The following is a 14,005-nucleotide window of genomic DNA, read 5'->3' as shown; positions in this document are numbered from 1 at the left end:
GAGCTAGTTATCCTTCACCTAATTGATGTGCATCAAAGTGTTCACCCCTCACCCTTGGCCTACCTCCAAAGAGAGATTGCTATTCAATAAAAGCCTTAAGGTATTGAGTAAGATTTGCTTCCTTGATCTCAGTCAATAAAGACTTCAGCCAGCCGAACAACACTCTCCCCACGTTTTCATCACCTGGAGTCGCCATGTCACTCCTAATTCGCATTCTTTGGTTCTGTATTTTGGGGCTGGTTAGCCTTCAGAGCTCAGCTTCGGATATCGCACAGGAGCGTGAGGAAGAGCTGGAGATACTGCTCTACCAGGATTGCGGCTCATGCCATGGCATGAGGTTAAAGGGAGGGCTGGGGCCCGCCCTATCCCAAGAGCGCATGAACCGCTATACGCGTGATGGCCTAGCCAGTTTGATCCTGCTGGGCATTCCCGGTACCGCAATGCCCAGCTGGGGGGGATTGCTTAGTGAAAAGGAGGCTCGCTGGTTAGCAGATCAACTGCAACACAACAATCCTTTAAAGCGTTAACGCTGGAGTTGCCATGACCTTAAATTCAATATTCAGCCCTTTAGCAGGTGTAATTTTTCTATTCCTACTCGCTGGCTGTCAGACAGCGCCCGAGTCACTTCAGGGTACTGGGGATCTCGGCGTTATCGTAGAGCGCGCCACTGGTAGTCTCGCTTTGGCGAACACCAGCCAGCAGCAAATTGTCGATCAAGTGGAAGGATTGGGTGATCTTTCACACGCCTCCGTAAAGTTCTCACGTGATGCGCGCTACGCCTTTGTCTTCGGCCGTGATGGTGGGCTTAGCAAAGTCGACTTGTTAACCGGTGAGATCACGGCGCGCATCTTGCAATCAGGCAATAGCATCGGTGGCGCGATTTCTCAGGATGGCCAGCTAGTGGCCGTGGCCAACTATGAGCCAGGCGGGGTAAAACTCTTTAGCAGCGACAATCTTGAATTGGTAGCTGATATCCCCGCTACCTGGACCGATGAAAACGGTGACCAGCAACGCTCTAAAGTGGTGGGCCTGGTCGACGCTCCCGGTAACCGTTTCGTATACAGTTTGTTCGATGCGGGGGAGATTCATGTCGTCGATATGAACGGAGCTACACCCGAGCTGACCCGCTTCACCGATGTTGGGAAAAATCCCTATGACGCCCTGATCGACCCAAGCGGACGCTATTACATTGCCGGTCTATTTGGTGAGGACGGCCTGACCCTGCTCGACCTATGGCACACCGAAGCTGGTGTACAGCACATATTGACCGACTATGGGCGCGGCGAAGAACGTTTGCCCGTCTACAAAATGCCCCATTTGGAAGGTTGGGCCATGGCAGGAGACGAAGCCTGGCTACCTGCGGTAGGCCGACATGAAATACTGATCGCCAATAAAGAGGATTGGGCACTAACTGGCCGCATACCAGTTCAAGGCCAACCCATTTTCGTAATGAGCCGGCCGGATCAACATCAGGTCTGGGTCAGTTTTGCACACCCTGATAACGATGTAGTACAGGTTATCGATACAGAAACGCGCGCTATCGTGACAACTCTGTCTCCTGGTAAAGCGGTACTGCACATGGAGTTCACTCCGCGGGGTGAGCACGTCTGGATCTCCGCCAGGGACAGCAACCGAGTAACGGTTTACGACACCCACACCCTGCAGGAAGTAAAGCGCTTGGAAAGCGAATCGCCCAGTGGAATCTTCTTTACTGATCGGGCTCATCGCATAGGTCTATAAGTCATCAGTGGAGGGGGCTAACGAATACTGGTACTGCTGCAAATCTACCGTTGGCGGACGAATCTACGTCACGAGCCGCCCGATTTACTGGCGCTGATAGCATATTAGCGGTACAGCAGAATAACCACCCGCGGGATAAAGAGCGCGTACAGCAGGGCGTTCTGGTATGGGGGCCAGCTCAACGGCTGCTTCTAACAGCGCCTCCATGAAGAACTGTAGTTCCATGCGTGCAAGCGGAGCGCCGGGGCAAACATGAATGCCAGCACCGTAAAGCAGGTTGTCCTTGGGATCGCGATCCAGATTCACCTTGTCGGGATTGCTAAACACAGCCTCGTCACGGTTAGCCGACCCCCACAGAATAGTCAGACGCTCTCCGGCCGCCAAGTGCCGCCCGCCAATTTCCACTGGGCAGGTGGTGATGCGTCTGTTAGACATCAACGGCGCGTCGAGTCGCAGGATTTCGTCAATGGCGGCTGTTAATAATGATGGCTCGTCGCGCAGGCGTGCCTGTAGTTCGGGGTTGAGGGCCAGGTAGTTCATCAGAATACCGATGCTTGCCGAGATAGTTCCGAGCTCTCCTACCGTCCAGTTACGCAGGATGCTGACGATCTCCTCGTCGCTAAGCGGGCGCCCTTCTACCGTTTCTTGCATGATCCTGGTGGTCACGTCGTCCGGCGCGGCATCCCCCATGGCTCGACGGCTTACCAATTGCTCGCGAATTACGCCGTCAAATTCCAGCGCCAGCCCGCCTAATGCTTCCCGGTCACCCGCCAGCGTGGCTGCCTGCTGTCGCTTCACCCAGTCGCGCAGCGGCTCATGCAGGCGGGTCGGCCATCCCATGAAGGCACACTGAATTTCCAGAGCAAAGTCTTGGCCCATTTCAGTCATTGCCTCCACTTCACCATCGAAAGGTAGTCGCCCCACTACTGCCTCGGCGATGGCCCGGCACTGGGGAGCGAATTCGCGCATGGCAGTAGGGCCGAAGTAGGGCTCAATGATCCGGCGAAAGTGGGTATGCTCGGGAGGATCCATAGCATTAGGCACCGACAGGTGACGGCTTGCCGCGTTACTGAAGGTATCGTGGTCATTGAGTACACGCATCACATCTTCGTGACGGAAAAGCGACCACTGCAGGTAGTCGCTGAAAGCCACCGGACAACGACCGCGCATTTCATCATAAGCAGCGATTTGATCATCCAGAACACTCTCCGCGCGGGGGTTCCAATCTTTCTGATTCCTATCGCTCATGATATCTCCTAAAGATAAAAGCTGGCTATCTCTTGACAGAACCCCGTAAGAGTCCTAATCATTAAAATATAATATCATGGCATGATATTTTAAACCCACAACGATCACAACTGACTGCGAGACCAGACAATGAATCCTCTAACTATTATTCAACTGCCCTTTACCCATTTAGCGGGATGGAAAGATCTCCAGCAACGCCATCCTTCAATCGCCACTCTCGCTTGGTGCATCGTGTTGCCCATGTCGTTGTTACCCCCCGTGATGCTCTATTACGCGGGTTCCCACTATGGGGATATCTTCACCACGGGTTTCGCTGACCGGCAGTGGCGTTTCATCACTACCATTCTGTTCCTGGCCGAGCTGCTCACCTTCTTCGTAATGGGCTGGCTAATTCACGCGGTGGTCAATAGCGATCGCGATCTCTCAATTAGCTACCACGACGCTTATCTGTTGGCAGCCCTGGCACCTTTGCCACTGTGGTCAGCAGCGATCGCCCTGCTGATCCCCAGTCTGTTGTTCAATGCGCTGGTGGTACTGGTGGCACTGGGCATCTCTTGCAGTTTGGTCTACCACGGTCTGCAGGCTCTGTGTAAACGCTCTGCGAATGACGTTACAACAATGTCCGCTACTTACACCGTGATGGCTGCCGGGGTGCTGGCATGGGGCTTGCTGATGGCGATTGTCTGGGCTTACTAGGATTCAAGTAGAGAGGGAGCGACTCACTAGCTAGGCTTAAAAGCAATCTCATTGACTTGCGAGATAACGATGAATATTGAATTAAAGCGTGCCTACGACTCACCTCACAGCCAGGATGGTTATCGTGTCCTTGTCGACAGGATCTGGCCGCGTGGGGTGTCCAAGGAGGAAGCCAAAATCGATGAATGGCGCAAGGAGGTCGCGCCAAGCAGCGAGCTTCGCAAAGGATTTCATAATGGCTCTCTCGACTGGAGTGGCTTTCGCCGTCGCTATCTAAAAGAGTTAACCTCTTATCGCGAGTCTCTTCGTGATCTTGCACAACGTGCCAGTAAAGAGCGAGTTACTCTGGTATTTGCCTCTAAGGAAGAGCACCGTAATAATGCCGAAGTGCTGCGCCAGTACTTGAACATGTTGAAATAATCCGCGCTGTAAAAACATTTCTACACCGCCACGCCGCTAGCGCCTTGGTGCACAGCCAAGCGCCTGAATTTCGAGTTGAAATCACAATAACGACTGGCGTCATCACCTACCCACTAAGGGGTAAGCTAATGCTCTGTAGGGGTACGCGAGACGAATAATGATCCAGGTCAACATTAGTCCCCCCTATTTCTTTAAAGTGAACTTCATACTTTTTCTCATACTGAAAAATCAGTACCCAGCAACTCGTATACCTCTATAAACCAGCGTGCCACGTTGCCGAATTGATAATTTCAACCCAAAAGATGCATAAGGAATACCTCAATGAAAACCCTCGCGTCCATACTGCTGCTAGGCGTAGTTGCTTCTATTTCGGTTACCGCTCATGCAGATGGCGAAGCCACCTATAACCAAGCCTGCATGGCTTGTCACATGACGGGCGCCGCAGGTGCTCCCATTCGCGGCAATGCCGAACACTGGGAGCCACGCTTAGAAAAAGGCATGGACACCCTGTACGACCACGCGATTAACGGCTTTCAGGCAATGCCGCCAAAAGGAGGCCAATTAGGCTTGAGTGATGACGAAGTGAAAGCTGCCGTCGATCACTTGCTAGAACCGGTTCTATAACCCTCTTGCCCCGAAAGGAAACCACGATGTCCCCTGTGGCTTACCCGCGCCGTCTAACCGGTATCTGGATTAGCTTACTGTTACTCCTGGCGATATCACTCCCTGCCCAAGCCATCGAACTGGAGCAGGTACGCGAGGGATTTCCCACGGCAGAGCGTCTTGAAGCCGCGGATTCACAGTGGCCGGTAAGCCGTGTACTCGCCAGCGACGATGAGTTGCTCGGCTACGCTTTTGAGAGTGTGGATGTCGCTCCGATCCCCGCCTACTCGGGCAAACCGGTCAATCTACTGGTGGGAATCGGTCTGGATGGGCAAATTGTACAGGCCGACGTCCTCAGTCATTCAGAGCCGATCATGCTGGTGGGCATTCCCGAGTCGAAGCTGAATAGCTTTGCCGATGAGCACGTATCGGCCCACGTCAATGACAGGCTCAGAGTCGGCGACAATCTTGACGCTATCTCTGGCGCGACGGTGACCGTCATCGTAGTCAGCGACACCATCATGCGCAGCGCCAGACAAGTGGCCGCTGAACAGCAGCTCATTGCCGACCCCTCCCAGACACCACCGGCACGCGTTCGAGAAGACGTTTTCGCCCATGCCAACTGGGATGAACTGACCGGCGACGGCACCATTCGCCGTTTGCAACTAACCCATGGCGAGGTCGATGAGAGCTTTGTAGGTACGCCCGCCGAAGATTACCTGCGCTCGCCACAGCCCGCCGATAAAACCTTTATCGAGCTGTTTTACACCTACCTCAACCCACCAACCGCTGGCCGCAACCTACTCGGCGATACTGGCTATGACCAACTAATGGCCGAGCTGAAGGATGGCGAGCACGCTATTGCCGTCATGGGGCGTGGTGACTACTCATTCAAGGGTTCAGGGTATGTGCGGGGCGGCATCTTCGATCGCATAGAGCTTTCACAGGGCAGCACTCGGGTCAGCTTTCATGATCGCGATCACATCCGCCTGGGTGAACTGGCCCTTGAAGGCGCACCCTCACTGGCCGAGCGGGACATTTTCATCGTCCGCGAAGAGACAAACTTCGACCCCGGTCAACCCTGGCAACTGGAATTACTGGTTCGCCGCGCCTCTGGCCCTTTGGACACCGAGTTCAGCCGCTTTAGCGCCGATTACAGTGTTCCCGAGGCCTATGTAGAGCGGCCTGAACCACCGGTGGAAGAACCTATCTGGGTACAGGTATGGCGCGAAAAGGCTTTCCAGATCGCTGTGCTATCCGCCGGATTATTGGTGCTCACTGGCATCATGCTGTTCCAGGATGTGCTTGCGCGCCACCCGCGTGTACTGAACCCACTGCGTCAGGGTTTCAAGGTCTACACCTTAGTGTTTATCGGCTGGTACTCGCTGGCCCAGCTATCGGTCGTCAATATCCTTACCTTCACCAACTCGCTGATCAGCGGTTTTAGCTGGTCCTCGTTTTTGATCGACCCAATGCTATTTATTCTCTGGTCGTTCGTGGCGGTGAGCCTGCTGCTGTGGGGCCGGGGAGTTTTCTGCGGCTGGCTATGCCCATTCGGCGCTTTACAAGACCTGGTCAACCAGGTCGCTCGCAAACTAAACGTTAAGCAGATTGAGGTGCCCTTCGGGCTCCATGAACGCCTATGGGCAATTAAATACATCATTCTGCTGGCCTTGTTCGCAGTCTCGCTACATTCGCTCGGCACCGCGGAACGCTACGCCGAAGTGGAGCCGTTCAAGACCGCAATCACCCTGCGTTTCCAACGTGACTGGGCCTTCGTTATTTATGCTCTGGGCCTGGTGGCGATTTCTGCCTTCAACCACAAATTCTACTGCCGCTATCTGTGCCCGTTAGGCGCCGGGTTGGCTATTCCTTCGCGTTTGCGCCTGTTCGACTGGCTCAAGCGCCACCGCGGTAGCTGCGGTACCCCGTGCCAAATCTGTGCCAATGAATGCGAAGTGGCCGCTATACATCCGGACGGCCGCATCAATGCCAATGAGTGCCACTACTGTCTCGACTGCCAAGTGACCTACCACGACGACCAGCGTTGCCCGCCCATGGTCAAGCGCCGCAAGCGCTATGAAAAGGCGGCCAATATGTCATCGCGCGGTAATAGCGTTGAGACCCAACGGGATACCGACGCCAGCGGCAAACAGGCCGCATGGCAACGCATCCCTCTTCACCAGCAAGACTGATCTCAGGGGAATCAAGCATGAGCGATAAAAAAGACCATATTCAGGATATCGGCCGCCGCCACTTCTTGCGCAATACCGCCGTTACCGGCGTTGCCGGAGCGGGCCTGGCCGGAGGATTCGGTGCGGGCGCACTGCTCAACAGCCGCCAAGTCCAGGCCGCCGGCGCCAACGGTATCGACGTTGCGCCGGGCGAGCTCGACGATTACTACGGTTTCTGGAGCGGTGGCCACTCGGGCGAGGTTCGGGTGCTCGGTGTACCTTCAATGCGCGAACTGATGCGCATCCCGGTGTTTAACGTGGATAGCGCCTCTGGCTGGGGGATAAGTAACGAGTCGAAGCGGATACTCGGCGAATCGAGCCGCTTCCTCAACGGCGACTGCCACCACCCCCATATTTCCATGACCGACGGCAGCTACGACGGCAAGTACCTATTTATCAACGATAAAGCCAATACTCGCGTCGCGCGTATCCGCCTTGACGTCATGAAAACGGACAAGATCACTACCATTCCCAATGTCCAGGCGATTCACGGTTTGCGTTTGCAAAAGGTGCCTTATACCAAGTACGTCTTCGCTAATGCCGAACTGCCAATTCCCCAGGTCAATGACGGCCGCGACCTGGAGAACCCCGACAACTACTTCACTATGTTCAACGCTATCGATGCCGAAAGCATGGACGTGGCCTGGCAGGTGATCGTTGATGGCAACCTCGATAACACCGATGCCGACTACACCGGTCGTTTCGTCGCCTCTACCTGCTATAACTCAGAAAAGGGCATGACCCTGACCGAGACCATGCGCAACGAGCGCGACTGGGTCGTGGTATTCGACGTTGAAGCGATTGAAGCCGCCGTGGCGGCCGGGAACTACAAGACACTGGGTGAATCAAGTGTCCCGGTACTGGATGGACGCAAGGGCTCGCAACTGACACGTTACATCCCGATCCCCAAGAACCCCCACGGTGTGAATACCTCACCGGATGGTAAATATTTCATCGCCAACGGCAAGCTATCCCCCACTTGCTCAATCATCGCCATCGACAAATTGCCCGAGCTGTTCGACGACAGTATCGAACCGCGCGATACCATCGTGGGTGAACCTGAACTGGGCTTGGGCCCGCTTCACACTACCTACGATGGCCGGGGCAACGCCTATACCACGCTGTTCATCGATAGCCAGATAGCCAAGTGGAATATTGAGGATGCCATTCGCCACTACAATGGCGAAGACGTCAATTACCTGCGTCAGAAGCTCGATGTCCACTACCAGCCTGGGCATAACCACGCCAGTCTCACCGAATCCCGCGATGCCGACGGCAAGTGGCTGGTGGTGCTGTCGAAGTTTTCCAAAGACCGTTTCCTGCCGGTAGGCCCTCTGCATCCCGAGAACGATCAGTTGATCGACATCTCCGGTGAGGAAATGAAACTGGTGCATGACGGCCCCACTTATGCCGAGCCCCACGACTGTATTCTGGTACGCGCCGACCAGATCAACCCAAGCCGAGTATGGACACGAGACGACCCCTTCTTCGCCGAGACCGTGGCCATGGCGGAGGCAGACGGCGTCAACCTGGAAGGCGAAAGCAAGGTAATCCGCGATGGCAATAAAGTACGCGTGTACATGACCTCCATAGCACCGCAATTTGGCCTGACCGAATTCAAGGTCAAACAGGGCGATGAGGTGACCGTGGTCATCACCAACCTTGACCAGGTCGAGGATCTGACCCACGGCTTCTGCATGGTCAACCACGGTGTGCAGATGGAGATCAGTCCCCAGCAGACCGCTAGCGTCACCTTCACCGCCGACAAGGCCGGGGTGCACTGGTACTACTGCAACTGGTTCTGCCACGCGATGCACATGGAAATGACTGGTCGCATGCTAGTCGAACCCGCCTGACGCCTCACTGACAGGAGTCTGAAGACACAATGCGGGCCGATTCCTTCGGCCCGCTGCGGGAGAACACCATGAAACGACACCCTGGCTATTTAGGTTGCTTACTGGCGCTGCTATGGCTTTTTTGGCTGCCTAGCGGGGTTCATGCCGCCGACTGGATCGCCACGCCCGGTGAGCCGGTACAGCCGTTGATCGAACAGGCTGCCGACGGCGATCACTTGCTGCTGCCTGCAGGACGCTACCCCGGGCGTGTGGTTATTGACCGCACGCTGCATATCCGGGGCGAGTTGCAAGCCATCCTCGATGCAGGAGGCCACGGCCATGCGGTGGTGCTGGCAGCTCCCGATATTATGTTTGAAGGCCTCCAAATTGAAGACTGGGGGGACAACCTGACAGCACTGGAGGCCGCTATTTTTGTCGAGCCCAGCGCTCACGGTAGTAGCATCCGCAATAACCAGCTAAACGGGCCTGGCTTCGGCATCTGGCTCGATGCTGTCAATGACGTCAGTGTGATAGGCAATACCATTCGTGGCGATACCCGACTGCGCTCTCAGGATCGCGGCAACGGCATTCACCTTTATAACGTTAGTGACTCGATTATCGAATCCAACGATGTTGCGCAGACTCGCGACGGCATCTATCTCGACAGCAGCCGCCACAACGTGCTGCGCGACAACACCCTGCATGACCTGCGCTATGGCGTGCACTACATGTACTCCTTCGACAATCGTCTCGAAGGCAACCTGACCCAGCGAACCCGAACCGGCTACGCCCTGATGCAATCCAAACGCCTGGAAGTCGTTGATAACCGTTCGGAAGCAGACGACAACTACGGCATTTTGATGAACAACATCACCGATTCCCTGTTAAGCGGCAACCGTGTCGCAGGCGTCACCCAGCCCCTGGGGGCCGATGGCGAGGGGCGTCTAGCGGGCGGCGACGGCAAGGCACTGTTCGTTTACAACTCGCAGTTCAATCGTATCGAGAATAATCGTTTCGCAGCCAGCGACATCGGCATCCATCTCACCGCCGGTTCAGAGGATAACCAAATGGCGGGCAACGCCTTCATCGCTAATAAGCAGCAAGTCATGTATGTCGCTACCCGTGAGCAGGATTGGTCGGGCAATTACTGGAGCGACTACCTGGGTTGGGATCTTGACGATAACGGGGTCGGCGACACCGCCCATGAGCCCAATGACGCCATGGATCATCTTCTCTGGCGCCACCCCTCCGCGCGCCTGTTGATGCAAAGCCCCGCGGTGTTGGCACTGCGATGGGTACAACGCCAGTTCCCGGTGTTTCGTCCCCCAGGGGTCAGAGACAGCGCGCCATTGATGAGCGAGCCCGGCCGAGAAGGAAATGCTCCATGAACCCAGTAATAGAACTACAGCGTGTTACCAAGCGTCACGGGGCGCTGGTGCGCCTAGCTGAAATTGATCTCACCATCAAAGAAGGCGAGATGCTCGCCTTGCTGGGACATAATGGCGCGGGCAAGACGACCATCATGAAACTCATATTGGGCTTAATTGCGCCCAGCTCGGGCCATGTTGACGTCCTCGGTGGCGCTCCAGATGGGCCACATGCCGAACGCCTGCGGCGTCAGTTAGGATATCTTCCTGAAAACGTCACCTTCTACGAACAGCTCACCGGGCGTGAAGTGCTCACCTATTTCTCTCGTTTGAAGCGCGCTGACCGCCTTCAGGTAACGGTTCTGCTTGAGCGTGTGGGCCTGGTCGAAGCCGCCGACCGTCGCGTTAAAACCTACTCCAAGGGCATGCGTCAGCGCCTTGGCCTGGCCCAGGCTTTACTAGGGTCTCCCCGGCTATTGTTACTGGATGAACCCACCACCGGCCTTGACCCCGCGGCCACCCGCGATTTTTATCAAGCGGTAAAAGCCCTACGTGACAACGGTTGTACCGTGCTGCTCTCTTCCCATGTACTGCCCGGCATCGAACCCTATATCGACCGCGCTTTGATTCTAGGCAAAGGGCAACGCCTGGCCCTGGGCAGCCTTGAACAACTGCGTAAAGAAGCGCAGCTACCGCTTACGTTTCGTATCCACGGCACATTGCTGGCCATGCAGTCGCAGCTCTGGAAAGCCATGTCCATTGAGCCTATCCCAATCAATGAGCGCTGTGTGGAGGTCAACGTGCCCGCGGAAAATAAAATGCAGGTACTACGTCAATTAACCACCATGCCGAATATCGACGACATCGAGTTATCACCACCCACCCTTGAGCATCTCTACACGCATTTTTCTACTCGCCCCGCCTCACTGACGCCAGGAGCCAGCGCATGAAGGCCATGTTCATCGTCGCCGCCAAAGAGTTCCAGGATGGCCTGCGCAATCGCTGGGTACTGGCGATCACCGTGATCCTTGCCGTTCTGGCAATGGGTATTGCCTACTTTGGTGCCGCTGCGAGCGGCGGTCTTGGTTTTACTTCACTGGCCACCACCCTGGTCAGTTTATCAACGCTGGCCGTTTTTCTGATCCCCTTAATCGCGCTGATGCTCGCCTACGACGCCGTTGTCGGTGAGCATGAGGCTGGCACGCTACTACTGCTACTCACCTACCCTATAAGTCGTTCGGCGTTGCTGTTTGGTAAGTTCTTCGGCCATGGGATGATTCTGGCTGTCGCCACGCTACTCGGTTTTGGTATCGCGGGTATCGTTATTGCGTTGGGCGCTGAAGGCGTACCGATTATCCAACTAACCGTCGGCTTAGCACGATTGATCGCCAGCAGTGTGCTCTTGGGCTGGGTGTTTTTGGCCTTTGCCTACCTGATCAGCGTAACGGTCACCGAAAAGGCACGAGCCGCCGGGCTGGCACTGGGCGTGTGGTTTCTGTTCGTGCTGGTCTTCGATCTAGTACTGCTGGCCCTACTGGTTGGCGTCAAGCAGGGGGGCGACTGGCTCCCCTACCTGATGCTGCTCAATCCCACCGACAGTTTTCGTTTGATCAACCTGTCGGGGTTCGACAGCACACAGCTAGAAAGCGGTATCGCGGCTATCGCTCAGCAAGGCGCGTTCCATTCTGCCTGGCCGCCCTTGGCAATGCTGGTTTGGGTCGTGGTGCCCCTGCTATTGGCCGTCCGTCGCTTCCACCGTCATACCGCTTAACATCATCTCTTAACATCATTTTATTAACGAGGATTGACCATGCCCGCCCTGCTGCCCATTCTGGCCCTTATTATTTTGCTCATGACCGGTTGCAACAATGCCACTGACAGCACCGAAAGGATGGCGCCTCAGCCTATTGGCGGCGATGACATCTGCCATGTATGCGGTATGTTTATCACCGAATTCGAAGGCCCCAAAGGTCAGGCATTTATGCAAAGCCACCGTGACGCGCGTAAGTTCTGCTCCACGCTGGAGATGTTCGTTTTCCTCCAGCAGCCCGAAAATCAGACCCAGCTGCGCCACGCCTATGTACATGATGTCGCCGTGACACCCTGGGAAGCACCTAAAGACGATGCCTTTATCCCTGCAGCAGACGCTTGGTATGTGGTCGGCCATGATCGGCGCGGTAGCATGGGCCACACCCTTGCGCCGTTCTCCAGCCATGAGCGTGCCGAGCAGTTCGCAGAAGTTCATAGTGGCGAGATAATCACCTATGACGATATCGACCTGGAATTGCTCGCCCGGCTCGGGCGCCACGAAGGGAGCGGCCATGCCGCCCACTCAATGGCGCAATAAAAGTGAGGAGTGAGGAGTGAGGAGTGAGGCAGAAAGTAGCCGCAATTCAGGCTAGCCAGGAAAGCGGGCTGTGATGTATGGCAGCCCCCACCATGTAGGCAAATATGGCAACCGCCACTAACGCAGCAACAGCACGTGCCCTTGGCGTTGCACCGCGCTTAATCGCGATGGTGCCAATACCGATATAGCCCAGCAGCGCCAGTAACTTGGCGCCAAGCCAAGGAAGCTGCCAGGGCCATACGGAAAGCAATACCATCAAAGTCACCCCCAGCCCCAACAGAGCCGTATCAATAAGATGAGGCAATACCTTGACCCAACGGGCGTTGAGTCGCGGGCTTTCCTGCACCGACCACCAGGCGCGCACTACGAAGAGCGTGATGCTCAGCGCAGCGGCCGTCATGTGCAGGTGCTTGATGAGGAAATAGTGCTCCATGGTTACCGTCCCTAGCCGACGTTAACCGCATTGCCGTGATGATCGAAGGCAAGATAGGCGGTGATATTACCCATTTGCAGTGACTCCATCATACGCTGGAGCTGCCGTTCAACCTCGGCGTCATCTTTTGGGTCGTCCATGGCAGCAGTGAAAACTAGATCCCATTCGATCTCGGTACGTCGTGACTCCTCGACCAACGCCGCCATGCTGGTCAATTCCTCCGTCGACTTATCTACGCATACTACCGGCACCAACACACCCCCTTCACCCTGTTCGAAGCGACGACGCTGGTCAGCATCAGGGAAATCGGGCAGCTCTGCGCGAACGAACACAAACAGCAGGCGCTGAGGCTTAGGTTGTTTACGTGCTTCCTGCAGTAAATCGGCAAACGTCGCTATGGTCATAAAATGGGCCTTATCGCTAGTGGTTTAGAATCAGAAGCTGAGAGAGTAGGTAAGAATGAACAGGTGAGACTCATAGGCGTCACTCGGGTGACTCTACGAAAAGCCACAGCAGCAGCATTACCATAAATAGCGGTATCAACAGGCTAAGTGGCGCCGCGCGCCAACCATAGGCTTGAACTACCAGAGGCGCCATCCGCAAGGAAAACCCTACCCCCGCCGCTAAAGCCAGAAAAAGGGCGATACAAAGACTCACCCAACGACCAGGCATCCAGCCTTTGGCGTGGGCGATGCCGGTGGTAATCACCGCACCTCCCAGTCCAAGCCCAGCCCCAACCAACAAAAACTCCCACGGCTGGCTAGCCATCCCAAACCCGCCCAGCGCCAACGCTAGCCCCAGTAATAGCCATTGCATCAAGCGGCAGGTGTCTCCCCGCTTGGCGATAAACCAAGCCGGCCAAGCCAACAGCACACCACTACTCAACGGTATCAGCACATACAGGGGCTGCTTTGCGAGCAGGGCATAAAGTGTCCAGCTAGCCACCGCTAACGCGCTTGCCAGTGGCATTAGTAGCATGGCTACCAGCAACTGATAACCATTTACTGGCTGTGTTGATGTCTCCAACGTGGGAGGCGGCACAAATGATGGCATGGCGTTTCCCAGCGAGGGTATAAAGACAT

15 protein-coding genes are annotated in these 14,005 nt (G+C 55.6%); 11 read left to right on the top strand and 4 right to left on the bottom strand.

Features of this window, described 5'->3' with window-relative positions:
• Positions 1–194: 194 nt before the first annotated feature.
• Together QEN58_RS08830 and QEN58_RS08825 are read left to right on the top strand one after the other, a co-directional pair.
• On the top strand, positions 195–527 hold the full coding sequence (locus QEN58_RS08830; RefSeq protein ID WP_280106724.1) for a c-type cytochrome: 333 nt from the start codon (positions 195–197) through the stop codon (positions 525–527).
• A gap of 13 nt (positions 528–540) precedes the next feature.
• On the top strand, positions 541–1,740 hold the full coding sequence (locus QEN58_RS08825; protein ID WP_280106723.1) for a cytochrome D1 domain-containing protein: 1,200 nt from the start codon (positions 541–543) through the stop codon (positions 1,738–1,740).
• Between the two features lie 84 nt (positions 1,741–1,824).
• On the opposite strand, the gene QEN58_RS08820 is transcribed toward QEN58_RS08825, so the two are convergent.
• A complete protein-coding gene (locus tag QEN58_RS08820; protein WP_280106722.1) occupies positions 1,825–2,988 on the bottom strand; it encodes a cytochrome P450 in 1,164 nt (387 codons plus the stop codon).
• 129 nt (positions 2,989–3,117) lie between these two features.
• On the opposite strand from QEN58_RS08820, the gene QEN58_RS08815 reads away from it, so the two are divergent.
• From QEN58_RS08815 to QEN58_RS08775, 9 genes are all read left to right on the top strand, one after another.
• Positions 3,118–3,684: a YIP1 family protein gene (locus QEN58_RS08815; RefSeq protein ID WP_280106721.1), complete on the top strand. Its 567-nt coding sequence runs from the start codon at positions 3,118–3,120 to the stop codon at positions 3,682–3,684.
• A gap of 69 nt (positions 3,685–3,753) precedes the next feature.
• The gene (locus QEN58_RS08810) at positions 3,754–4,104 is read left to right on the top strand and encodes a DUF488 domain-containing protein (protein ID WP_280106720.1); all 351 of its coding nucleotides are present in this window, start codon (positions 3,754–3,756) and stop codon (positions 4,102–4,104) included.
• A 321-nt stretch (positions 4,105–4,425) separates the two neighbouring features.
• Complete coding sequence (locus tag QEN58_RS08805) at positions 4,426–4,728, top strand: c-type cytochrome (RefSeq protein WP_230805151.1); 303 nt, start codon at positions 4,426–4,428, stop codon at positions 4,726–4,728.
• Positions 4,729–4,754: 26 nt separating this feature from the next.
• On the top strand, positions 4,755–6,902 hold the full coding sequence (nosR, locus tag QEN58_RS08800) for a transcriptional regulator NosR (protein WP_280106719.1): 2,148 nt from the start codon (positions 4,755–4,757) through the stop codon (positions 6,900–6,902).
• Positions 6,903–6,919: 17 nt separating this feature from the next.
• Positions 6,920–8,797, top strand: coding sequence for a TAT-dependent nitrous-oxide reductase (gene nosZ / locus QEN58_RS08795; protein ID WP_280106718.1), 1,878 nt, complete (start codon positions 6,920–6,922; stop codon positions 8,795–8,797).
• Between the two features lie 68 nt (positions 8,798–8,865).
• Entirely contained in the window at positions 8,866–10,164 is a 1,299-nt protein-coding gene (locus tag QEN58_RS08790) for a nitrous oxide reductase family maturation protein NosD (RefSeq protein WP_280106717.1), read from the top strand.
• Positions 10,161–11,093, top strand: coding sequence for an ABC transporter ATP-binding protein (locus QEN58_RS08785; protein WP_280106716.1), 933 nt, complete (start codon positions 10,161–10,163; stop codon positions 11,091–11,093). The genes QEN58_RS08790 and QEN58_RS08785 overlap by 4 nt, the downstream gene beginning before the upstream one ends.
• Positions 11,090–11,914, top strand: a complete 825-nt coding sequence (locus QEN58_RS08780) for an ABC transporter permease (protein WP_280106715.1) — start codon at positions 11,090–11,092, stop codon at positions 11,912–11,914. Before QEN58_RS08785 ends, QEN58_RS08780 begins: the two co-directional genes overlap by 4 nt.
• A gap of 39 nt (positions 11,915–11,953) precedes the next feature.
• Positions 11,954–12,490, top strand: coding sequence for a nitrous oxide reductase accessory protein NosL (locus QEN58_RS08775; protein ID WP_280106714.1), 537 nt, complete (start codon positions 11,954–11,956; stop codon positions 12,488–12,490).
• Positions 12,491–12,536: 46 nt separating this feature from the next.
• On the opposite strand, the gene QEN58_RS08770 is transcribed toward QEN58_RS08775, so the two are convergent.
• The 3 genes from QEN58_RS08770 to QEN58_RS08760 form a co-directional block, all read right to left on the bottom strand.
• Entirely contained in the window at positions 12,537–12,923 is a 387-nt protein-coding gene (locus QEN58_RS08770; RefSeq protein ID WP_280106713.1) for a SirB2 family protein, read from the bottom strand.
• An 11-nt stretch (positions 12,924–12,934) separates the two neighbouring features.
• Positions 12,935–13,327: a ribonucleotide reductase subunit alpha gene (locus QEN58_RS08765; protein WP_138801056.1), complete on the bottom strand. Its 393-nt coding sequence runs from the start codon at positions 13,325–13,327 to the stop codon at positions 12,935–12,937.
• A gap of 79 nt (positions 13,328–13,406) precedes the next feature.
• On the bottom strand, positions 13,407–13,976 hold the full coding sequence (locus tag QEN58_RS08760; RefSeq protein ID WP_280106712.1) for a hypothetical protein: 570 nt from the start codon (positions 13,974–13,976) through the stop codon (positions 13,407–13,409).
• Positions 13,977–14,005 lie beyond the last annotated feature (29 nt).

Source organism: Halomonas alkaliantarctica, assembly GCF_029854215.1.
Lineage (GTDB): Bacteria > Pseudomonadota > Gammaproteobacteria > Pseudomonadales > Halomonadaceae > Vreelandella > Vreelandella alkaliantarctica_A.
This window is presented reverse-complemented; position numbering and strand designations above follow the sequence as displayed.

Excerpts from the sequence above, each read along its gene's own strand:
- QEN58_RS08805 (WP_230805151.1), top strand. The coding sequence starts at position 4,426 with ATGAAAACCCTCGCGTCCATACTGCTGCTAGGCGTAGTTGCTTCTATT.
- QEN58_RS08820 (WP_280106722.1), bottom strand. The coding sequence starts at position 2,988 with ATGAGCGATAGGAATCAGAAAGATTGGAACCCCCGCGCGGAGAGTGTT.
- QEN58_RS08830 (WP_280106724.1), top strand. The coding sequence starts at position 195 with ATGTCACTCCTAATTCGCATTCTTTGGTTCTGTATTTTGGGGCTGGTT.
- QEN58_RS08825 (WP_280106723.1), top strand. The coding sequence starts at position 541 with ATGACCTTAAATTCAATATTCAGCCCTTTAGCAGGTGTAATTTTTCTA.
- QEN58_RS08765 (WP_138801056.1), bottom strand. The coding sequence starts at position 13,327 with ATGACCATAGCGACGTTTGCCGATTTACTGCAGGAAGCACGTAAACAA.
- QEN58_RS08810 (WP_280106720.1), top strand. The coding sequence starts at position 3,754 with ATGAATATTGAATTAAAGCGTGCCTACGACTCACCTCACAGCCAGGAT.
- QEN58_RS08785 (WP_280106716.1), top strand. The coding sequence starts at position 10,161 with ATGAACCCAGTAATAGAACTACAGCGTGTTACCAAGCGTCACGGGGCG.
- nosZ (WP_280106718.1), top strand. The coding sequence starts at position 6,920 with ATGAGCGATAAAAAAGACCATATTCAGGATATCGGCCGCCGCCACTTC.
- QEN58_RS08760 (WP_280106712.1), bottom strand. The coding sequence starts at position 13,976 with ATGCCATCATTTGTGCCGCCTCCCACGTTGGAGACATCAACACAGCCA.
- QEN58_RS08780 (WP_280106715.1), top strand. The coding sequence starts at position 11,090 with ATGAAGGCCATGTTCATCGTCGCCGCCAAAGAGTTCCAGGATGGCCTG.
- QEN58_RS08770 (WP_280106713.1), bottom strand. The coding sequence starts at position 12,923 with ATGGAGCACTATTTCCTCATCAAGCACCTGCACATGACGGCCGCTGCG.
- QEN58_RS08775 (WP_280106714.1), top strand. The coding sequence starts at position 11,954 with ATGCCCGCCCTGCTGCCCATTCTGGCCCTTATTATTTTGCTCATGACC.
- QEN58_RS08815 (WP_280106721.1), top strand. The coding sequence starts at position 3,118 with ATGAATCCTCTAACTATTATTCAACTGCCCTTTACCCATTTAGCGGGA.
- nosR (WP_280106719.1), top strand. The coding sequence starts at position 4,755 with ATGTCCCCTGTGGCTTACCCGCGCCGTCTAACCGGTATCTGGATTAGC.
- QEN58_RS08790 (WP_280106717.1), top strand. The coding sequence starts at position 8,866 with ATGAAACGACACCCTGGCTATTTAGGTTGCTTACTGGCGCTGCTATGG.